At 46.1% G+C, this 19,821-nt stretch carries 20 protein-coding genes; 4 read left to right on the plus strand and 16 right to left on the minus strand.

Features of this window, described 5'->3' with window-relative positions; genetic code table 11:
• Positions 1-276: 276 nt before the first annotated feature.
• The 11 genes from nadE to rsmH all read right to left on the minus strand — a co-directional run bounded on the left by nadE (position 277) and on the right by rsmH (position 11,469).
• Positions 277-1,101: an ammonia-dependent NAD(+) synthetase gene (nadE, locus tag HZY94_RS04600; RefSeq protein WP_179925192.1), complete on the minus strand. Its 825-nt coding sequence runs from the start codon at positions 1,099-1,101 to the stop codon at positions 277-279.
• The gene (locus tag HZY94_RS04605; RefSeq protein WP_179925193.1) at positions 1,098-2,558 is read right to left on the minus strand and encodes a nicotinate phosphoribosyltransferase; all 1,461 of its coding nucleotides are present in this window, start codon (positions 2,556-2,558) and stop codon (positions 1,098-1,100) included. Before HZY94_RS04605 ends, nadE begins: the two co-directional genes overlap by 4 nt.
• A gap of 115 nt (positions 2,559-2,673) precedes the next feature.
• Entirely contained in the window at positions 2,674-3,585 is a 912-nt protein-coding gene (gene trxB, locus HZY94_RS04610; RefSeq protein ID WP_179925194.1) for a thioredoxin-disulfide reductase, read from the minus strand.
• 69 nt (positions 3,586-3,654) lie between these two features.
• A complete protein-coding gene (locus tag HZY94_RS04615; RefSeq protein ID WP_179925195.1) occupies positions 3,655-3,846 on the minus strand; it encodes a DUF4059 family protein in 192 nt (63 codons plus the stop codon).
• A gap of 14 nt (positions 3,847-3,860) precedes the next feature.
• Positions 3,861-4,607: an amino acid ABC transporter ATP-binding protein gene (locus HZY94_RS04620; RefSeq protein ID WP_179925196.1), complete on the minus strand. Its 747-nt coding sequence runs from the start codon at positions 4,605-4,607 to the stop codon at positions 3,861-3,863.
• Positions 4,608-4,617: 10 nt separating this feature from the next.
• Positions 4,618-5,376 (minus strand): amino acid ABC transporter permease, encoded by a 759-nt coding sequence (locus tag HZY94_RS04625; protein WP_179925197.1) that lies wholly within the window; start codon positions 5,374-5,376, stop codon positions 4,618-4,620.
• A 17-nt stretch (positions 5,377-5,393) separates the two neighbouring features.
• The gene (locus HZY94_RS04630; protein WP_179925198.1) at positions 5,394-6,734 is read right to left on the minus strand and encodes a DEAD/DEAH box helicase; all 1,341 of its coding nucleotides are present in this window, start codon (positions 6,732-6,734) and stop codon (positions 5,394-5,396) included.
• 208 nt (positions 6,735-6,942) lie between these two features.
• Positions 6,943-7,935 carry a phospho-N-acetylmuramoyl-pentapeptide-transferase gene (mraY, locus tag HZY94_RS04635; RefSeq protein ID WP_179925199.1) on the minus strand — a complete coding sequence of 331 codons (993 nt, stop codon included), beginning with the start codon at positions 7,933-7,935 and terminating at the stop codon, positions 6,943-6,945.
• A 1-nt stretch (position 7,936) separates the two neighbouring features.
• Positions 7,937-10,204 carry a penicillin-binding protein PBP2X gene (pbp2x, locus tag HZY94_RS04640; RefSeq protein WP_179925200.1) on the minus strand — a complete coding sequence of 756 codons (2,268 nt, stop codon included), beginning with the start codon at positions 10,202-10,204 and terminating at the stop codon, positions 7,937-7,939.
• Positions 10,201-10,512, minus strand: a complete 312-nt coding sequence (gene ftsL, locus HZY94_RS04645; RefSeq protein WP_179925201.1) for a cell division protein FtsL — start codon at positions 10,510-10,512, stop codon at positions 10,201-10,203. Before ftsL ends, pbp2x begins: the two co-directional genes overlap by 4 nt.
• A 9-nt stretch (positions 10,513-10,521) precedes the next feature.
• On the minus strand, positions 10,522-11,469 hold the full coding sequence (gene rsmH / locus HZY94_RS04650) for a 16S rRNA (cytosine(1402)-N(4))-methyltransferase RsmH (protein WP_179925211.1): 948 nt from the start codon (positions 11,467-11,469) through the stop codon (positions 10,522-10,524).
• 129 nt (positions 11,470-11,598) lie between these two features.
• Here rsmH and HZY94_RS04655 point away from each other — a divergent pair, with 129 nt between their 5' ends.
• Together HZY94_RS04655 and HZY94_RS04660 are read left to right on the plus strand one after the other, a co-directional pair.
• Complete coding sequence (locus tag HZY94_RS04655) at positions 11,599-12,954, plus strand: TrkH family potassium uptake protein (RefSeq protein ID WP_179925202.1); 1,356 nt, start codon at positions 11,599-11,601, stop codon at positions 12,952-12,954.
• Positions 12,955-12,965: 11 nt separating this feature from the next.
• Positions 12,966-13,637, plus strand: coding sequence for a potassium channel family protein (locus HZY94_RS04660; protein WP_179925203.1), 672 nt, complete (start codon positions 12,966-12,968; stop codon positions 13,635-13,637).
• 123 nt (positions 13,638-13,760) lie between these two features.
• Here HZY94_RS04660 and HZY94_RS04665 read toward each other — a convergent pair whose 3' ends face one another.
• From HZY94_RS04665 to HZY94_RS10760, 5 genes are all read right to left on the minus strand, one after another.
• A complete protein-coding gene (locus tag HZY94_RS04665; RefSeq protein WP_179925204.1) occupies positions 13,761-14,603 on the minus strand; it encodes an aldo/keto reductase in 843 nt (280 codons plus the stop codon).
• Positions 14,604-14,706: 103 nt separating this feature from the next.
• Complete coding sequence (locus HZY94_RS04670) at positions 14,707-14,955, minus strand: DUF896 family protein (protein ID WP_179925205.1); 249 nt, start codon at positions 14,953-14,955, stop codon at positions 14,707-14,709.
• Positions 14,956-14,963: 8 nt separating this feature from the next.
• A complete protein-coding gene (gene glyS, locus HZY94_RS04675) occupies positions 14,964-16,988 on the minus strand; it encodes a glycine--tRNA ligase subunit beta (protein ID WP_179925206.1) in 2,025 nt (674 codons plus the stop codon).
• A 1-nt stretch (position 16,989) separates the two neighbouring features.
• On the minus strand, positions 16,990-17,904 hold the full coding sequence (glyQ, locus tag HZY94_RS04680; protein WP_179925207.1) for a glycine--tRNA ligase subunit alpha: 915 nt from the start codon (positions 17,902-17,904) through the stop codon (positions 16,990-16,992).
• A 48-nt stretch (positions 17,905-17,952) separates the two neighbouring features.
• Positions 17,953-18,327, minus strand: coding sequence for a GFA family protein (locus tag HZY94_RS10760; RefSeq protein ID WP_179925208.1), 375 nt, complete (start codon positions 18,325-18,327; stop codon positions 17,953-17,955).
• Positions 18,328-18,716: 389 nt separating this feature from the next.
• On the opposite strand from HZY94_RS10760, the gene HZY94_RS04690 reads away from it, so the two are divergent.
• Complete coding sequence (locus HZY94_RS04690; protein ID WP_179925209.1) at positions 18,717-19,169, plus strand: universal stress protein; 453 nt, start codon at positions 18,717-18,719, stop codon at positions 19,167-19,169.
• Between the two features lie 479 nt (positions 19,170-19,648).
• Positions 19,649-19,821, plus strand: a 173-nt coding sequence (locus HZY94_RS04695) for a helix-turn-helix domain-containing protein (protein WP_179925210.1), incomplete at its 3' end; no start/stop codon positions are given.

Raw genomic sequence — 19,821 nt, forward strand, 5'->3', positions numbered from 1 at the left:
GTCTATGATAAGTAGCGTAGTCTTTATTTCTAAGAGCTAATCTCAATTCAGTTTCTTGTTGTTTATCTAATTTCAATTTCATACAATCTATTATAATTCAAAATTCGATTTTTATTTAGTATAAAAACATATAAATCAATAATAAGCGAAAGATTCCCGGAGTACCAAATCACTGGAATCTTTTTTCTCACCAATCCCCCTTCCAACCATCAAAAAAACTCCCCTGATCCTATCAGGAGAGTCTAGTCCTAGACCGAGCAAGAGCTCAGTCAGGGATCATTTCCAAAAATCATCAAAAATGGTAATCGGTAAGTGGCGTTTGTGTTCTGCTTTAAACCATAGTTCTTCGATCCGAGCTTGGTCTTGGACAGCTACGATTTTTCCTTCTAAGTAGTCATCAATGGCTTGATAGGAAACGCCGAGGGCTTGTTCGTCCGCTAGAAGAGGTTTTTCTTCTTCTAGGTCAGCTGTCGGTATTTTTTCATAGAGGGCAGCTGGGGCATTCAAGGCTTGTAAAAGCTGGCGTCCCTGACCCTTGTGTAGGCGGTAGAGGGGCAAAATATCTGCTGCTCCATCACCAAACTTGGTAAAGAATCCTGTTAGATTCTCGGCTGCGTGATCAGTTCCGATAACGGCTCCTTGCTGGGCTCCAGCAAGGGCATATTGAACCTGCATGCGAGCTCTGGCTTTCACATTCCCTTTGTTAAAATCGGTAATCACTTGGCCTGCTGCTTCTAAACTAGCAACGAGGGCGTCAACACTTGGTTTGATATTAACGGTAACCACCTGGTCGGCTTGGATAAAGTCTAAGGCAGCTTGGGCGTCAGCCTCATCCAATTGCTGGCCATAGGGGAGACGAACCGCTATAAATTGATAGCTGGCATCGCCTGTTTCCTGGCGTAGTTCTTCGATAGCCAGCTGGGCCAAACGTCCAGCTAGGGTTGAATCCTGGCCGCCTGAGATCCCTAGGACATAGGACTTCAAAAAGGGATGTTTTAACAGGTATTCCTTTAGGAGATCCAGACTCCGACGAATTTCAGCTTGGGGATCAATAACGGGCTGAACCCCAAGCGTTTGGATAATCGTTTCTTGCAGGGTCATGCGTCCACTCCTTCTTCTAAAGCCTGACGGCGAACTTTTTCAATCAAGTTCATCTTGTTTTCCCAAACATCACGCGCCAAATCAACCGGATAATCTTGAGGATTCAAGACCCGCTTGTATTCATCCCAAAGATTGTCAAAGGCTGTCCGGGCATGTTCCTGAATCTCCACCAGACTTGGGGACTGGTAAATCAAACGTCCCTCATCATAGATTGGGACCAGCATCGGAATTGCCTCGAAGTCCCGTACTTTTTTGTTGATGTAGGTGTAGGTCGGATGGAACATGTCCAATTCTTCCAGCTGGTTAACATCCTGATCGGCAAAGGAAATGTAATCTCCCTCAGACTTAGCCTTGGCACGACTGGTAATTCGCCAAACTTGTTTTTTACCAGGAGTAGAAACTTTTTCAGCATTGCTGGAAAGCTTGATGGTATCCCGCATCTGTCCATTTTCATCTTCAATGGCCACAATTTTGTAAACAGCCCCCAGAGCTGGCTGGTCGTAAGCTGTAATTAACTTGGTCCCGACTCCCCAGACATCAATTTTAGCCTTTTGCATCTTGAGGTTCAAAATCGTTGTCTCATCTAAATCATTGGATGCGTAGATTTTTGCCTCTGTAAATCCAGCATCATCCAGTTGCTGGCGTACTTTTTTAGAAATATAAGCAATATCGCCCGAATCAATTCGAACACCCAAGAAATTAATTTGGTCTCCCATTTCCTGGGCCACACGAATAGCCGCAGGCACACCAAGTCGTAGCGTATCATAGGTATCGACCAAGAAGACGCAGTTGCGATGGGTTTTGGCATAAGCCTTAAAGGCTTGGTAATCATTCCCGTAGACTTGGACAAGCGAATGGGCATGGGTCCCTGCCACTGGAATGGCAAACCGTTTTCCAGCCCGGACATTACTGGTCCCAGAGGCGCCTCCAATAAAGGCCGCTCGGGTTCCCCAAATGGCTGCATCCATTTCCTGGGCCCGGCGAGTCCCAAATTCCAAGAGTGGCTCATCCCCAATCACGGATTTGATCCGCGCAGCCTTGGTCGCAATCAAGGTTTGGTAGTTGATAATATTCAGCAGGGCTGTTTCCACTAACTGACACTGGGCTAGGGGTCCCTCAATCTGCATCAAGGGCTCATTGGCAAAAACCAAATCCCCTTCTTGCACAGAGCGAACCGTTATCTGCAATTGAAAATCAGCTAGGTAGTTCAGAAAATCGTCTTCATAACCTTGATCACGGAGATAGGCTAGGTCAGATTCTGTAAAGCGCAGTTCCTCCAAATATTGGATAACCCGCTCCAAGCCAGCAAAAACGGCATAACCATTTTTAAAGGGCAATTTTCGAAAATACAACTCAAACACAGATTGCTTATTATGAATCCCTTGCTCAAAGTAGACTTGCATCATATTGATTTGATACAAATCGGTATGCAGGGTCAAACTATCATCTGGATACATAAAAACTCCTCCAAAAATACTAGTCCTATTATACCATACGAAAGACGTTGGAAACAGAGGATTCTGTAGAGCAGGTATCTGCAGCAAAAAAGCCGGGACTAGCCCAGCTTTTAGATTATTGTTCTGAAATGTATTTATAGACCTGTTGACCAGCAACAGCGCCATCACCAACAGCTGTAGTGATTTGACGAAGGTCTTTCTGACGAATATCTCCAACAGCATAGATGCCATCGACCTTGGTTTTCATTTCCTTATCGGTAGGGATCCAGCCGTTTTCATCGGTGATTCCTAGGTCTTTGACAAATTCACTCACCGCATCCAAGCCGACATAGATAAAGACAGCTCCGAAGGCTTCTTCTGTCACCATGCCTGTTTTGACATTTTCTAAGACAACGCTTTGAACTTTACGCTCGTCGCCTTTGATTTCCTTAACGACACTATCCCAGATAAAGCGGATTTTTTCATTGGCAAAGGCACGATCTTGGAGAACCTTTTGGGCCCGAAGTTCGTCACGACGGTGAACAATCGTTACACTTTTACCCATTTGCGTTAAGAAGAGGGCTTCTTCAACGGCTGAATCGCCGCCCCCAACAACCAAAATGTCTTCATCACGGAAGAAGGCACCATCACAGACCGCGCAGTAGGAAACACCGCGGCTGTTGTATTCTGCCTCACCAGGAACGCCTAGCGAGCGGTGAGCTGATCCTGTCGCCACAACAACGGTCTTGGCTTGGAAGTCCCCTGAATCTGTGTGAACAATCTTATGGTCTCCCTGATCTTCAACCGATGACACCAATCCGAAAATGTATTCGACTCCAAAACCTTCTAAGGGTTGGAACATGTGATCTGCCAACTCTGGACCAGAAACCTTGGCAAAACCTGGATAGTTTTCAATATCAGCTGTGTTATTCAACTGACCACCAGGAATCCCACGCTCGAGAAGGGCAACCTTGAGGTTCCCACGAGCTGCATAGAGGGCAGCGGTCATTCCAGCTGGGCCAGCTCCAATAATAATTGTATCGTACATAGAGTTTCTCCTTAGAATTCTTCTACTGTCATTATAGACCCCTAGAAGCTTTATTTCAAGAAAGTCGACCTAGAAGACAATCAAGAGGGCCATTACCGCAAAGGAAAAGATTGGAATCACCAAACAAGAGGCAATCAAGACCTCATGTCGCATTTGTCGTTTCTCAATTCCCTTAGACAAGCCTTGAAAATAATAATAGACCCCTAAAAACAGCACCAGCAGACTTGTCACCAACAGGCTCTGAAAATAGAGCGTCAGCATTTGCGCCAACATCCTTAAACCGCCTCTTCTCTACGATAATTGGCCAAGAAGTTCTTGGTCCGCTCTTGCTTGGGATGGTGGAAAATTTGCTCCGGAGTTCCCTCTTCGATAATTTTTCCTTTTTCCAAGAATAAAACACGATCTGCTACTTGCTCGACAAAGGCCATATCGTGACTCACCAAAATCATGGTTTGCCCGTCCTCGGCGGCCTGGCTAATCGCCTTTTCCACTTCGCGGACCAACTCAGGATCCAAGGCAGAAGTCGGTTCATCCAGTAAAAGCACACTTGGTTTCATAGCTAGGGCACGGGCTAAACCAACCCGTTGTTTTTGTCCCCCAGATAGTTGTTTGGGATACTGGTCCACCTTATCGGCCAGACCGACCTTGGTTAACTCCTTAAGCGCTAAATCTTTGGCCTTGGGGACAGGCATTTTCTTAACCTGGACCAAGCCCTCCATGACATTTTCCAAAACGGTCCGTCTGGAAAAGAGATTAAACTGCTGGAAAACCATCGATAAGCGTTGGCGTAGATCTAGGATGTCATCCTTGCCTGCAGTTTTAACATCTAAAAGGCTATCACCGATTTGAATGGTTCCGGCATCAGCGGTTTCCAAAAAATTGAGGCTCCGTAGAAAGGTTGACTTACCAGCTCCTGAAGAACCAATCAGGGCAATCACTTCGCCCTGATGGATTTCCATATCCAACTTGTCCAAGACTACTTGTTTTCCGAATTTTTTACTCAATCCCTTAATCGTAATCATCTGAGACCTCCTATTCATCGCCAATCGCCAGGCGGCGTTCCCACCAGCGTCCAAACTGCTCGACTAGGATGCTCACACCCCAGTAAACAAGGGAAACAGAGATAAAGCGTTCAAAGTAACGGTAATCTGTTCCACCCAAAATTTGAGCCTGGGCAAAGATTTCCACAACCCCAGCATTAAAGGCCAGAGAGGTCCCCTTGGTCAGACCAATCAAATTGTTGATCAAGGTTGGGAGGGCAATCACAGCCGCATTGGGGAAAACCACACGGCGGTAGACTTGGCTTTCGGTCATCCCTAAACTGCGGGCAGCCTCCACCTCACCTGGATCCACCGCTAAGATGGCTGCCCGAATGGTCTCACTAGCATAGGCTGCCTCATTAAAGGCAAAGGCTACAATGGCAAAGACAGCTGCCGGGATGGCATTAATATTCCATGCAGTCCCCAAACTCTGATTCAAAGCCTTCAAGAGGAGGGGAATCCCGTAGTAGGTTAACATCAGTTGTACCAAAATCGGGGTTCCACGCAAAAAGCTGACAAAAACAGCTTGAATCGGGTATAAAATCCGCACCCGCCGAATTTTAACCAGGGCAAACAGAATCGCCAACATTAAGCCAAAGATCGAACCGGCCAAGGTCAAGCCCAAAGTAATGGGCAACCGTTCCAGAATCCGTGGCAGTCCATCAAAAACTGCCCGTACACTAAACAATTGACCATCTGGCAAACTGTTCATTAGATTTTCATAAAAAGTTACTCCTAGATTAGGAATCATACACTACCTCTTACTTCCTAAAAGGTCTGTCGCTTCGCCTTGCGTTCTGCACGGCCTTGGGCTCTGCGTTCAGCCCTCTTGGTTTTTCTTCGTTTTTCATTAACGGCCCACTGAATTTTTTTCTTATAGCCCGGCTTAATTTTCTTTTTCTTCTTTTTGACCAAGCCGATCATCTCAGTGTCCAGTTTTTCCCGTTTTTTCTCCCGTTGTGCCCGACGATCCCGGTCATAGGTTTCAACAAATTCTCCGTCCTTGATTTCTTTTGGAATAAAACGGATGCCCATTTTTTCCAAATCACGGATGGCTGAATCATCTTGTGGCGAATAGAGGGTGATGGCCGTTCCATCCAAGCCATTCCGGCCAGTCCGACCAACCCGGTGGATGAAAAAGGAAAGATCCTGAGGAATCGCATCATTGATGACATGGCTGACTCCTTCAATATCAATCCCACGGGCTGCAAGGTCTGTCGCTACCACAAAGCTATAGTCCAGGTTTTTAATCTGGTTCATGGTCCGTTTTCGTTCACGGGCTGGGATATCTCCATGGATGCGCGCAACTTTTAGTCCTTGTTGCTGCAAATAGAGATATAACTCCTCTGCTCGGTCCTTGGTATTGACAAAAATCATCGCCAAGTACGGCTGCATCATTTGCGACATCTGATAAATCAAGGCATTCCGATCGCGTCCTTTAGTCGACACCAACCAGTTGTCGATAGTATCTGAAATCACCGTTTTGGTTGCAATCTGCTCCATCACCGGTTGTTGCAAATACTTCTTCAGGAAGGGTTGCAGTTTTTGCGGAATGGTCGCTGAAAAGACCAGAATTTGGACATCTTTGGGCAAACGTGAAGCGATCCGATCGACCGTTTCTAAAAAGCCCATATCCAGTGTCATATCCGCCTCATCAACAACAAAGGTTCTTGTTTTATGAATATCCAAATCGCCACTATCGACCAGGTCATAAATACGACCTGGTGTCCCGATAACAAGGTGGGGTTGGCTCTTAGCCAGACGCTCAATTTGACGCGCCTTATCAGTCCCACCCACATAATTGGCTAAACGAACAGAGAAGGGTGCGTGGCTCGCCAGCTGCTTACAGGCTTGGTAGATTTGTTCGGCCAGCTCTCGACTAGGCGCGGTGATCACAGCCTGAGTATAATCACTATCCTCTAATTGCTGAAAGATTGGTAGTAAAAAGGTGTGGGTTTTACCAGAACCGGTCTTCGATTCTCCCACCAAATCCTTCCCAGCCAAGACAACCGGAATCAACCGTTCCTGAACCTCAGTCGGTTGGTAAAAGTTGATTTCCTTCAAAGCTTGCTGAAGAAAGTCCTTTAATTGAAAATCAGTAAATTTCATGCTTCACTTCCTTTTCTAACTTCCTTCCATTATAGCATTTTCAGTGAACGATAGACACAAATAGGTTTAAATCGTTGAAAAATAAGGTTTCATAAGACTAGAACCTCCTGCCACTTTCTCCAAAAATCTACAAAAGTTTCCACCTTGTGCCCCTTTTTTGCCCCCTGGGAAAATAAGAAAAAGGCTGGAAAAATCCAACCTTTGAGCTTTATCGATACAAAATGGATAGGGCTATCAGCGAAGTGGTCAAGCCCAAGCCCCAGAGGAAGAAATCAACCTGCCATTCAGACCAGGCTGATCCTCGTCCAGACAGTCCACCTAATTCCAGATGGTGGTGGAAGGGGGTCATCCGGAAAATGCGGCGACCTTCTCCATATTTCTTACGGGTATATTTGAAATAGGCCACTTGCAGCATAACAGAGGAGGTTTCAAGAACATACACCAACCCAATCAGCAAGAGAGTCCATTCTTGGTGGAGCACCATAGAAATAGCTGCCAACATTCCACCAAGGGCTAGGCTACCAACATCCCCCATAAAGACCTTAGCCGGTTTGCGGTTATAGAGGAAAAAGCCTAACAAACCACCAATCAAACTGGCAATGACCAACAGGATGTCCCACTGCTCTTGCATGAAGGCAATCACCCCATAGGCTGACAAAGAAATCACAACGGAAATACTGGATAAACCATCAATGCCATCCGTCAAATTCACCGCATTGGAGAAACCAACCAACCAAAACAAGACAAAAGGCAGATAGAGAGCTCCCAGCTGCAAGGAATAACCAAAAACATTCAAGGTTCCACCCTGGCTATCTGCAATCAGAAAGAAGAGGAGTCCGCCCACTAGTTGCAAGAGCAACTTTTGCCGCGGATTCAACCCCTCATTGATCCGCCGAAAGACTTTTAAGAAATCATCTAAAAAGCCAACCAAACCATATAAGACAAGGATCAAAAGAACCATCCCGGCACTCGCTGTCCATTGGCCTGACCAAAGCAGACTCAAGAAGGCTACCAGGCTGCCAACGAGCAGAAAGACAATTCCTCCCATGGTCGGCGTCCCCGCCTTGGCTTGGTGCTGCTTGACATCTTCATGCATCTGCTGGCCAGAAATTTTGGCCTTATTATAGGTCTGAATGAAAATGGGCATTAAAAGAACGGTCAGCACAAACGAAATGAGGCCAACAAAAAATTCGGTATTCATATTAGTCTCCCAAGGTCACTTTTATTTTTTTAACTTTCTTCAATTGCGTATTCGGATCAACATCTTGAGCAACAACATGGCTACCAGAACCCCGAATATCCACTTCAATATCCGTCCACTTGCCAAACTGTTTCATCATTTGTTTATTCCATCCATAGAAATCCGGAACTTCTTCAAAACTATTGGTGAGAACCAGCACTTGTTGATTGGCTTTTAAGCGATCACCCGTATCGGCAGAGATTTTCCGAATTGAAGTCCCCGTACCAAGAATAATCGGTTGCACCAGATTTTGCCGCAGAACATCCGCTAGACTTCCAGGGGACATCTCTGAAGTGTCCGGCATTTTATAAGTCAATTCCTTGGTTACCTCGTTCAAAACTGGACTTAGCTCCGTTAAATTCAAGGTGTCCTTCATGGCAATCGCTTCTTCCATAATTGGATTGACAAAGTCACGCCACATGAGTGGATCAAATTTTTCAGGTTGGGCTGTTGCCACATACATGATGAAATCTGGATCTTCTGCCGATGACATGGCAACCACCGAGTTCATATAAGTGTTTTCCAAATAACCGGTTCCATCCTCTTTGGCGATCTCGGCCGTTCCCGACTTAACGGCTAGAGCCTGGCCACCTGCCTGGATAATCGGTCCCTGCAAACTTAAATCGGAAGACCATTTGTCATACAAGGTTCCATAATAGGGATCTGTCCCAACCGTCACCATGTACTCACGAGTCTCACGCGCCGCCTTCTCCGAAACTGGATTCCCCATAATCTCAAGACCAGCCTTGCGCGCTGCATCTTGCTTCTGATCATAAATCGCGGAAATAAACTTCGGCTGAATCATCACCCCATCATTGGCAATGGCTGAAAAAGCACGCAGCATCTGTACCTGGGTCGTTGAAATCCCTTGGCCAAAAGCAGACATGGCAATCGAAACGACATTGTCAGCCGGCAACAAGCCTGCTGACTCATTGCCCATCCCAAAGCGCGTTGGAACGCCAAAACGGAAACGAGATAAGTAGTCTAACCACTTGTCATCCCCCATTTTTTGCTCCAGCAAAACCATCCCAACGTTGGATGAGTAGGCAAATCCCTGGGCAAAACTCATCACCTGCCCCGTCGAGGTTCCGTTATTGACCGACCAGTCACGGATGGTCGCATCAATCACGTTCAGCTGTGTATTGTCAAAGAGCTCATTCGGCGGGAAGGTGTTGTTGTCAATAGCAGCAGCCAGGGTCATGACTTTCATCGTCGAACCCGGCTCAAAGTTACTTTGATAAAGGGTAGAGGACCAGGTGAAGTTTTCATCATCCAAGCCCTCCTTGGTATCCGGGTTAAAAGTTGGCCTTTGGGTGTGGGCTAAGATTTCGCCTGTTTTAGCCGAAACCAGTGTTGCCGATGCCCACTTCCCGCGTGTTTTTTCCTGGAACAGATCCATTTGTGTTTCTAAGTAGGTTTGCAGATTGACAGACAGGGTCGTGTAGACATCCTGACCATCAATCCGTTTGCTCTCCACTTTTTCGGTCCCCGGAATAATACTACCGACCCGGTTCTTCTCATAGGTGGTCACACCGTCTGTTCCTGCCAAGATACTATTCATGGAAGCTTCCAGCCCTGTGTTTCCAACCAAGGTTTTGCTACCATCCTCATGTTCTGTGAGCTGGGCTAAACCAATAAACTGAGAAGCAAAGTTCCCATTTGGATAACTACGACTCGGACTGGTTGAGAAATCAATCCCTTTAATACCTGCCTTCTCAGCCGCCTTCTTGAGGTCGGTCATGGTTCCATAGGACAAATTATTTCCCTTGGTTCCAAATGAGACCTGGCGTAGTCCTTCCTGGCGCAACTGCTTGAGAACATAGTCCGAATCCATTTCTAGGTATTCCTTAAACAGATCCGCTACTTGTCCATACTGGTCAGCATCGACATAGAGCTTCTCCCCCTTGGCAGAGACATACTCCTTATCAATAACCGCAAAAACATTATAGGTCGTTGAATCTTCCGCAATCGGAATCCCATTACGATCATAAATGGTTCCCCGTTTGGCTGGATTGACACGAATTTCCTGGTGAACCCGTCTCGCCGCCTCCGATAAATCTACACCAAATTTAGTATCTGTTCCTATAATCACAGCAAAGTTAATCAGAAACACAAAAAAGAGAAAGACTGTCAGAACACTTAATTGTTTTCCCACCCTTTGCCGATTTTCTATCGGGCTTTTCCGTCCTTTTAAGACAAAATGACGCACCCGTTGCCACAATCGTTTCATGGTTTTTCCGCCGTTACTAAATTATCATTTTTTACAGTCATGCCCTGCTCATCTGCCAATTTTTGGAAACGATCATAGCGGCTTAGCTCATTCACCCGCTGTTTGGCCTCTGTGATTTCCGTTTCCTTGCTTTCAACTTGGGAATTTAAAGTCGCTAAATCCCGCTCGACCTGGAGCATCTGGGTCTGTAAAAAAATTGTTGTGATAGCGACAATCACCGTTGTCGCTACAATAGTTCCATAAAAAATCTTTTCCAAATTGGTTAGGGGGCGTCTCAGTCTCCCCAAACCTCTAGATTCTTGAGCCATAAAAACTCCTTATTTGATTCGCTCTAGTACACGCAACTTGGCCGAATGAGCGCGATTATTGGCTTCCAATTCCTCATTGGAAGGTAGAATTGGCTTGCGATTGACCAGGCGGAAGTCAGCTTCCATTTGACTCGGTAGCAGGGGGATCCCTTTGGGAATCTCAATGGTCGAAGCTTCTTTGAAAAGAAGTTTGGTCAACCGATCCTCCAAAGAATGGAAGGTAATGACCGAAATCCGACCACCTGGCTTGAGCAAGTCCATAGCTTGCTGCAAGGAAGTCTCCGCTGCTCCTAACTCATCATTGACCTCAATCCGAATCGCTTGGAAAATTTGCTTGGCCGGATGCCCTTTTTTCTTGAGTTCCTTGGCTGGCTTCGCAGATTTGATAATCTCGGCCAATTGCGTTGTTGTCTCAATTGGGGCCAGTGCTCGCGTTTTTTCGATTTTTCGCGCCACTTGTTTGGAAAATTTATCTTCCCCATATTTAAAAAAGATCCGCACCAAATCCTCATAAGGATAGTCATTGACCACGACCTGGGCCGTCAAAGCTGCTGACTGGTCCATCCGCATATCTAACGGAGCGTCCTGTTTATAGGAAAAACCACGCGCACGCTGGTCCAACTGCGGACTTGAAACTCCTAAATCATAACAGATTCCATCAATCGCTTGGACACCCAGCCTTGCTAGTGCCGCCTGCAGATTTCGGAAATTGTCTTGAATAAAGGTCACCATTCCCTTCTCCACATAGGGTGCTAGGCGAACCTGGGCATGGCGAATCGCGTCTTCATCTTGATCGAAGGCATACAAATGGCCTTCTTCACTCAACTGAGATAGAAGGTACTCACTATGACCAGCTCCGCCCAGGGTCGCATCTACATAGACACCGTCAGGCTTGATGTTTAAGGAATCAACTGTTTCCTTTAATAAAACCGTTACATGATGGAATTCTTTTTTCATATCCAAACCATTATACCCCAAAGCCCAACCTTTTTCAAAAAACACCCTCCCCTTCCTCCACTTTCCTTGCTGCAGCATTACAAAAATATGGTAGAATAAACACATCATTTCAAAAGGATTATCGAGTCTATGTATCGTTTTTTAACCAGCCAACCTCCAGCGCGGCGGATCTTTATTAGCTTCGCCCTGGTGAGTTTTCTTGGATCGCTTGCCTTGAGCCTGCCCATTGCCCAGACTCCGACATCTTTAGCGACTTATTTTGATCATCTCTTTATGGCCGTGTCCATGGTCTGTGTAACCGGACTATCGGTGGTCCCCCTTTCGGAAACCTACAGCATTTGGGGCCAAATCATCGCCATGCTGCTCATTCAGATTGGCGGCCTTGGTTTCATTAGTTTTATTGGTATTTTTTATTTACAATTCCAACAAAAGCTGAGTTTTTCCAACCGAGCTGCCATCCAAGAAAGCACTAGTTACACCCAACCCCGGTCCTTAAAAAGTTTTGTAAAATCGGTATTTCTCATCACCTTCCTCTTGGAAGGAATCGGTGCTCTCCTCCTAAGTTTTCGCTTTGTCCCCTTGCTAGGCTGGGCTGAAGGTCTGTTCACTTCGATCTTTCTGGCTGTCTCAGCATTTTGCAATGCGGGCTTCGATAACTTGGGACGCTCCAGTTTGATTCAGTATCAGACCGATCCGCTGGTCATCTTGACCATTTCCTTTCTCATTATCACAGGCGGTTTAGGATTTTCTGTCTGGTTTGATCTCCAGACCAACTTACTGGAAAAACACCCATTGAAATGCCTTCGCTTTCATACGAAAATTGTTTTAGGAGCCTCGCTTTTCTTATTGGCTTTCGGAACCATTTCCACCCTGATTAGCGAATACCACAACCCTGCTACCTTGGGGACCTTAAATTTCTGGGATAGTTTTTTAGTCGCCTTCTTCCAGAGTGTGACCGTACGAACCGCTGGTTTTTCAACCGTCGACTTTACCCAAATGCGACCAGCCAGTATTATTTTCCTGGCCCACCAGATGTTTATCGGTGGCGCTCCAGGCGGAACCGCTGGCGGTCTGAAAGTAACCACCTTCCTGGTCCTCTTGGCCTATGCCAGAGCGGAGATTCTTGGACTACCACATGTAAACTTGTGGAAACGAACAGTTTCTCCAAAGACAGTCCAAAAGTCCTTCACCATTCTCATGGTCTACTTTGTTTCCCTCATGTCCAGTCTCGCCCTCCTATCCTACTTCGATGGCGATAGTCATCGCTTCCTCTATATCATGATGGAAGCTGTCTCCGCCCTCTCAACAGTCGGGGTTAGTGCCAACCTTACGCCAACCCTAAATCAGGCTTGTTTAACCATCATCATGCTCCTGATGTTTATGGGTCGGATTGGCCCCCTAACGCTCTTAATTTCCTTTGCCGATCGAACACCTAGTCGAAAATCAACTCTGAAATATGCCAAAGCCAATCTCTTGGTTGGCTAGAAAGGATTCGCATGCCAAAACCAACTATTGGCGTTCTAGGCCTAGGGGTCTTTGGACGCAGCATTGTCAATACCCTCAGTAAATTTGATTGTGATATTATCGCCGTGGATGACCATGAAGATGCCATTAACCACGTTGAACCCCTGCTAACTCACGGGGTTGTTGGCGATTTTACCGACTTTGACCTCCTCCAAGCAGCCGGAATTGATACCTGCGATACGGTTGTCGTGGCCACCGGCCAGCACCTAGAATCCAGCGTCTTGGCGGTTATGCACTGCAAAACGCTCGGTGTTGAAAAAGTAATTGCCAAGGTCAAAAGCAAAACGACCCGACAAGTCCTTGAAAAAATCGGGGCCGACCGTGTCATCTCCCCCGAACGAGAGACCGGCGTCTCCCTGGCCAAGCACATCCTCCACCGGGAAACAACCGACATTATTCAATTAGACCGAGATGTCTCCGTCATTGAGTTTTACCCTCCCAAACGCTGGATTGGAAAATCCTTGGCCCAATTGGAATTGCGCAAACACTTCCAGCTAAACATCATCGGCTTCCGAGAACACCGCAATAGCGACCTCAACATCCACCTAACCCCCAACTACACCTTTAAAGAAGGGGAACTCTTAATGGCCGTAACCGAAAGCCAGATTGTGGATAATTTTGAAAAAGTAATCAATCTACTCTAAGTTATACTACTTTCATTTTAAAAAGGAGTGGGACAGAACTACCACCAGTTCTTGTCTCACTCCTTTTTTTATTCATTGAAGACAAGGTCTGACCTTGTCAAACATCAGGACTCAAGCCTGTTCTTAAAAATCTGCCTGGTCTGGATCCAACTGCCCCTTAACTCCTTGGAGTTGGTCCAAGACCTCGATGGCTTTGGGAGCAATGGCCAGTCCTTCAATGGCTAAATTAGCCTGGATATTTTCTGGGCTAGTTGATTTTGGCAGAGGCAAGAACCCTTTGTCCAAGGACCAAGCCAAGGCTAGTTGGGCCAAGGTTAGGCCTGCTTCACGCGCCAACTGAGCTGCTTCTTCATTTTCAAACAGAGTTCCTGTTCCAAATGGGCTATAAGCTTCTAGCAGGATTCCCTTATCTTGGCAGTAGGCAACCAGTTCTTTTTGCGGGGTTCCCGGCGCCAGCATGACCTGGTTCACATGGGGCGTTACTTCTGCGCTCTCCAGCAAGGCTTCTAAGTGGTGCACCATAAAGTTCGATACACCGATAGCCTTGATTTTCCCTTCCTGGTAAAGAGACTCCAAGCCTTTCCAAACCAAGGCATTCCGTTCCTGCCAAGGAAGGCTGTCTCGACTAGCTGCTGGATTTGGCCAGTGGATCAAAACGAGGTCTAGATAATCCACGCCTAGTTTGTCCATCGACTCTAGAATCGACAAACGCGTATCTTCCACACCAATCTTGTCATTCCAAACCTTGGTGGTCACAAAGATCTTTTGCCGATCCAGGCCACTTTCCGCCAAGGCACGGCCGACACTGGCTTCATTTCCATAGATTTGTGCAGTATCAATATGGCGATAACCGGCTTCCAAGGCATAAGAAACTGACTGAACCGCCAATTCCCCATCCGGAATTTGCCAGGTTCCAAAACCAATCTTAGGAATTTGAATCCCATTTGCAAGTGTATAGACTTCCATCTCAGTCCTCCTTTGTTTTCCTATCACTACTATAGCAAAATCTACTGCCAATTACCAAGATTTGTACAAAGAACGGCTGGTTTTCCCAGCCGTTCTTTGTACATTAATCTTCCCGATCCCGGCCATGGAGGCCTTTTTCTTTTTGAATCTGTTTCAATTTTTCAGGCGTCACATCATTGCCATCCTCGTCAACCAATTTGATCCCCTCAATATGGGCCTGCAAACTGCGGCGATAGCCTTGAATGTACTCCTTGCGAAGAGCCGCTTGCTCTTCCAATTCCGCCTCCGTTAGACCAACCTCTTTTTTCTTCTTGGCCAACTCATTGATGCGTTCGATTTTTGAATCTTCCATTTTGTCTCCTATTTGGTTTGAAGTAAGGTAAAGTGGGCGAGACGGCTAGCTTTTTGGCGTAAGCGAGCCAAAAGCGCTAGGCGGTTAGCACGAACGGCAAGGTCCTCAGCCATAACCATATTGTTTTCAAAGAAGTCAGCAATCAGCGGTGCTAGATCAAAGAGCTCCTGCATATTCGCAGCCATATCCTCAGACCAGCTTAGACCATCGACTGCCTCCGCCAAAGCCTTCTCGGAATCCGATTCCAAGAGACTGGCATCGATAACCCCTTCTTCTGCTTTCTCTGCCAGATTAAAGACCCGTGACAGGTTCTCAACAGCTTCTTTAAAGCCTTCGGCTTGTGCCGCCTGGGCGAGGGCCTTGGCTGCCAAGAGACGAGAGGAGACCTTGAATTGACTATTGGCCAAGACTGCCCGGACAATGTCTTTATTGATGGAAGCATCCATCATTTTTTCAATCCGCGCATTGAAGAATTCCAAAATTTCTTCTTTATGTTGGTACCATTGATTTTGGAAAAAGGCATCTTGTAGCTCACGCAAGTCTAGATCCCAACCAAAGGCATCCAAGATCCGGACAATCCCCTGGGTTGCCCGGCGAAGGGCATAAGGGTCGTTGGAACCACTTGGGATTAAACCAGCGGTAAAGAAGGACAGAAGTGTATCCATCTTATCCGCCACTGCCAAGACCGCTCCAACACGGCTCTCTGGAAGAGCTCCTTCACTGGAGTTTGGTAGGTAGTGCTCACGGATGGCCTGTGCTACAGCTGGCTTTTCGCCAGCAAGAAGGGCATATTTCTCCCCCATGATCCCTTGCAATTCATCAAATTCACCCACCATACCGGTCAAGAGATCAAATTTATAAATCGCTGCCGCACGCGCTAGATCTGCCTGCTCCTCCGAACTCAAACCAACCTGGTCTGCCAAGTAGGCTGCAATCTGAGCAGTCCGCTCCATGTGTTCGGCAAGCGTTCCAATTTTTTCATGGAAGGTCACCTTGGCCAATTTTGGAAGCAGGTCTTCAATAGCCAATTTCTGATCCTCTTTCCAGAAGAACTCTCCATCTTCCAGACGGGCTACCAAAACTTTTTCATTTCCCTTCACAACATTCGCGATGTGGTCCGCATTTCCATTCCGAACAGACACAAAGTGCGGCAAGAGTTTACCGTCTTGATCCCGAACCACAAAGTAACGTTGGTGGGCCTTCATGGAGGTCACCAAAACTTCTTCCGGTAAATCCAAGTATTTTGGATCAAAGGAACCAAAAAAGGCTGTTGGGTATTCAACCAGGTTCAAGACCTCATTCAAAAGGCCTGGATCAATCTCCACCTGAACCCCGTGCAACTCTTCTAAGTCCCGAATTTGGTCCTGAATCATTTGGGTCCGCTCTGCTGGATCCGCAATGACAAAGACCTGACGCAAATCAGCCTCATAGCTGTCCGCAGAAGCCAAGCTTACTTCTTGCCCCAAGAACCGGTGACCACGACTCACACGACCGGATTCCAAGTTCAAGAAACGAGCTTCCAAGAGCTGGTCATCAACCAAGAGGGTCAAGGTATGAACCGGACGAATGTATTCAAAACGATAATTGGCCCAGTGCATGCTAACAGGGAAGGTCATCGCTTCCAAGGTTTCTGTTAACTGGGGTAGAATTTCTTCTGCAGCCTGTCCCTTTTCTTCCTTGGTCACATATACATATTCTTCACCTTTGATTTCTTCAAAGCGAATGGCATCTGTTGTCAACCCTTTGCCACGAACAAAACCTTGGGCAGCCTTGGTGAAATTGCCTTCTGCATCCAAGGCAATCTTTTTGCTTGGTCCCTTGAAATCTTCGACCAGGTCCTGCTGGCGGTCTGCCAAGCCCTTAACCCGAACCGCTAAACGGCGGGGCGTAGAGAAGGTTTCAATTTTTTCAAAATCTAAACGATGCTGCTTCAAGAAGTCTGCAACACGTTGGCCTAATTGATCCATGCTACGTGTTACAAGGTAGGCTGGCATCTCCTCTAAACCGAGTTCAAGCAATACTGTCTTTGTCATCTTAGTCCTCCTCTGCTAGTAATTCTTGGCGGCTGGCTTCATCCAACAAAGGATAACCAAGGCGCTTGCGCTCTGCCACAAAGGTCTTGGCAACTTCCCGTGCCAAATTCCGAATACGTGCAATATAACCAGCCCGCTCTGTCACGGAAACAGCTCCACGCGCATCCAAGAGGTTAAAGGTATGGGAACACTTCAAGACATAGTCATAAGCAGGGTGAACCAAGTCCGCTTCCAGCGCAGCTTGTGCTTCTGCTTCAAACTTGTTGAAATTCTCTAACAGCATCTCCTGGTTGCTTAACTCAAAACTGTATTTTGAGTGTTCAAATTCAGGCTGGTTAAAGATTTCACCGTACTTAACGCCTGCTGTCCACTCGATATCGTAAACAGAATCCACCTCTTGAATATAAGAAGCCAAACGTTCCAAACCATAGGTTACCTCAGCCGTCACCGGTTGGGTCGCCAAGCCCCCTACTTGTTGGAAGTAGGTAAACTGGGTAATCTCCATTCCATCCAACCAAACTTCCCAACCAAGACCCGCAGAACCAGTTGACGGATTTTCCCAGTTGTCTTCAACAAAACGGATATCATGCTCAAGAGGATTGATTCCCAACACCTCTAAGGATTGCAAGTACAATTCCTGAATATTACTTGGACTTGGCTTCATCACCACTTGGAATTGGTGGTGCTGGTAAAGACGATTGGGATTCTCCCCGTAACGCCCATCCGCTGGACGACGCGAAGGTTCGACATAGGCTGCATTCCAAGGCTCAGGTCCAATGGCCCGCAAAAATGTATAGGGACTCATGGTTCCGGCCCCTTTTTCATTGTCATAAGCCTGCATCAACAAACAGCCCTGGTCACTCCAAAACTGCTGCAAGGTTAAAATAATTTCTTGAAAAGTCAATTTTTTTGACATAGGATTCTCCTTTACATTTTATTCATCAACAACATCACGGATCAAAACCTATAACCAGGGAAGAGCTTCTTCTTTGAAAATCTCTCTCCGAGGCAATTCTGAAAGGGTCTGATTCCATGAATCTAAAGTCCCTAACTTAACTGTTAGATAATCAGCTTCTGATTCCTTTATGTGGTACAAGGGGCTGTGGCAGTGAGCACAGTAGACTCGAATTTTCCCCGGAGAAGAGGAATAAGTCGTCAGAGACTCTTCACCAGACTCCAACTCAAAATCCGACAAGCGGACCCTTAAATTAGCTGAAAAAGCCGAACCGTTGGCTTTTCGGCAAACAGAACAGAAACACAGAATAACTTCAGCGTCTTCTCTTACACATGAAATACGATAACTTATCCTTCCACACAAACAAGACCCGTTCAAAATCACTCAACTCCTTCCATCAGGACAAACAAAAGAACCGCCTTCTATCCCCCTGTCTAAAGACAAGGGGCGTCGAAACGCGGTTCCACCCTATTTTTGCTTGTTTAAGCCTTCATTCTTTATCTACTGGTAAAAAGGGCCACTTATTCTTCTCCTATCCGGCTTCCACCATCCCGAACTCGCTATCAGTCGATGAGAATAATCAATCTTTTCAGGATTCATTGTAACAAAAGGAAAAAGCTGCGTCAAGAATTTCTCCTACAATTCATAACTCCGACAGCCATGCTTTTGAAACTTTTTCAAACACCTAACATTTCACGTGTAAAGAACCATATAATATTGCATTATCCAATGAAAAGGGTTACAATAGAAGTAACTAAAAGGAGGGTAAGCTTATGACTCAACATTATCAACACATCATGGTTGCTTTAGATGGTTCTAAATCTGCTGAATTGGCCTTGCACAAAGCCATTCATGTGGCCCTGCGCAACCAAGCTCAGCTCTTTCTGGTTCACGTCGTTGATACACGCGCGATTCAAAGTGTGACCCCTTTTGATTCCGATGTCTATAAACAACTCAAAATCGAGGCTCAGAAAATGCTCGAGGAATATGTCCAACAGGCTCAGGCTGCCGGTTTAACAGAAGTGCACCAAGTGATTGAATTTGGTAATCCCAAGACACTCCTGGCGACCGACATTCCCGAAGAGCACAAAATCGATTTGATTATGGTTGGGGCGACCGGTCTCAACGCCTTCGAACGCCTCTTGGTTGGTTCCTCATCTGAATACATCCTTCGTCACGCCAAGGTTGACTTCCTTGTTGTACGTGACCAAGAAGATCTCTTTTAGGACACTCAGCGAGTCAGGAATTGACGCGCTGAACTTTACCACGAAATAATCTTGTAAGCAAGATTTGATAGACTCAAATAGCGTACAATGTCCGTAAACTCAATGAACTCCTGTGTCAGAGTCATTTCACAAACCATAACATAAGAGGCTAAGCTTTTTGGGCTCTTTGTCAACTGTAGTGGGTAGAATTTTACAATCTATAAATAGTGAGTACAATATCAAAAATTTTAAAATGAAGTTAGCCACCCATCCTATCTGCTAGATAAGTACTACAACTCATTCTGATGAGTTGTCTGATTTCATTTGATAATAGGTTTGGAGCTGTTAGGCTAATTGGCCAAGGCTAATGATAGCCTTGGTTTAGCCCTCAAAACAGCTTCAAAAGTCCCTGTTGTCAAATGAAATCCTTTTGTAAGGTATAAGAAAACACCTCCGTGCTATACTTGTTGTTCACCACAAACAAAAGGAAGGGCACAGAGATGCAAAACAATTATACAACAAAAGGAAAACATTTGACAATTAATGATCGTCGCTACATTGAACGATGGAACAAAGAAGGAAAATCCAATCGAGAAATTGCTCGCCTACTTGGAAGAGCTCCTCAAACAATCAATAACGAAATCAAGCGAGGGCAAGTCTTACAACAAGGGAT

It is taken from the genome of Streptococcus danieliae, from assembly GCF_013415245.1.
GTDB classification, from domain to species: Bacteria; Bacillota; Bacilli; order Lactobacillales; family Streptococcaceae; genus Streptococcus; species Streptococcus danieliae_A.

Bases quoted from the DNA above. Each gene is read 5' to 3' on its own strand.
- glyQ (WP_179925207.1), bottom strand. From the start codon at position 17,904: ATGTCAAAAAAATTGACTTTTCAAGAAATTATTTTAACCTTGCAGCAG.
- mraY (WP_179925199.1), bottom strand. From the start codon at position 7,935: ATGAATACCGAATTTTTTGTTGGCCTCATTTCGTTTGTGCTGACCGTT.
- HZY94_RS04620 (WP_179925196.1), bottom strand. From the start codon at position 4,607: ATGATTACGATTAAGGGATTGAGTAAAAAATTCGGAAAACAAGTAGTC.
- rsmH (WP_179925211.1), bottom strand. From the start codon at position 11,469: ATGAAAAAAGAATTCCATCATGTAACGGTTTTATTAAAGGAAACAGTT.
- glyS (WP_179925206.1), bottom strand. From the start codon at position 16,988: ATGACAAAGACAGTATTGCTTGAACTCGGTTTAGAGGAGATGCCAGCC.
- trxB (WP_179925194.1), bottom strand. From the start codon at position 3,585: ATGTACGATACAATTATTATTGGAGCTGGCCCAGCTGGAATGACCGCT.
- pbp2x (WP_179925200.1), bottom strand. From the start codon at position 10,204: ATGAAACGATTGTGGCAACGGGTGCGTCATTTTGTCTTAAAAGGACGG.
- HZY94_RS04630 (WP_179925198.1), bottom strand. From the start codon at position 6,734: ATGAAATTTACTGATTTTCAATTAAAGGACTTTCTTCAGCAAGCTTTG.
- HZY94_RS04660 (WP_179925203.1), top strand. From the start codon at position 12,966: ATGCCAAAACCAACTATTGGCGTTCTAGGCCTAGGGGTCTTTGGACGC.
- HZY94_RS04670 (WP_179925205.1), bottom strand. From the start codon at position 14,955: ATGGAAGATTCAAAAATCGAACGCATCAATGAGTTGGCCAAGAAGAAA.
- HZY94_RS04605 (WP_179925193.1), bottom strand. From the start codon at position 2,558: ATGTATCCAGATGATAGTTTGACCCTGCATACCGATTTGTATCAAATC.
- HZY94_RS04625 (WP_179925197.1), bottom strand. From the start codon at position 5,376: ATGATTCCTAATCTAGGAGTAACTTTTTATGAAAATCTAATGAACAGT.
- nadE (WP_179925192.1), bottom strand. From the start codon at position 1,101: ATGACCCTGCAAGAAACGATTATCCAAACGCTTGGGGTTCAGCCCGTT.
- HZY94_RS04665 (WP_179925204.1), bottom strand. From the start codon at position 14,603: ATGGAAGTCTATACACTTGCAAATGGGATTCAAATTCCTAAGATTGGT.
- ftsL (WP_179925201.1), bottom strand. From the start codon at position 10,512: ATGGCTCAAGAATCTAGAGGTTTGGGGAGACTGAGACGCCCCCTAACC.
- HZY94_RS04615 (WP_179925195.1), bottom strand. From the start codon at position 3,846: ATGCTGACGCTCTATTTTCAGAGCCTGTTGGTGACAAGTCTGCTGGTG.
- HZY94_RS04655 (WP_179925202.1), top strand. From the start codon at position 11,599: ATGTATCGTTTTTTAACCAGCCAACCTCCAGCGCGGCGGATCTTTATT.
- HZY94_RS04690 (WP_179925209.1), top strand. From the start codon at position 18,717: ATGACTCAACATTATCAACACATCATGGTTGCTTTAGATGGTTCTAAA.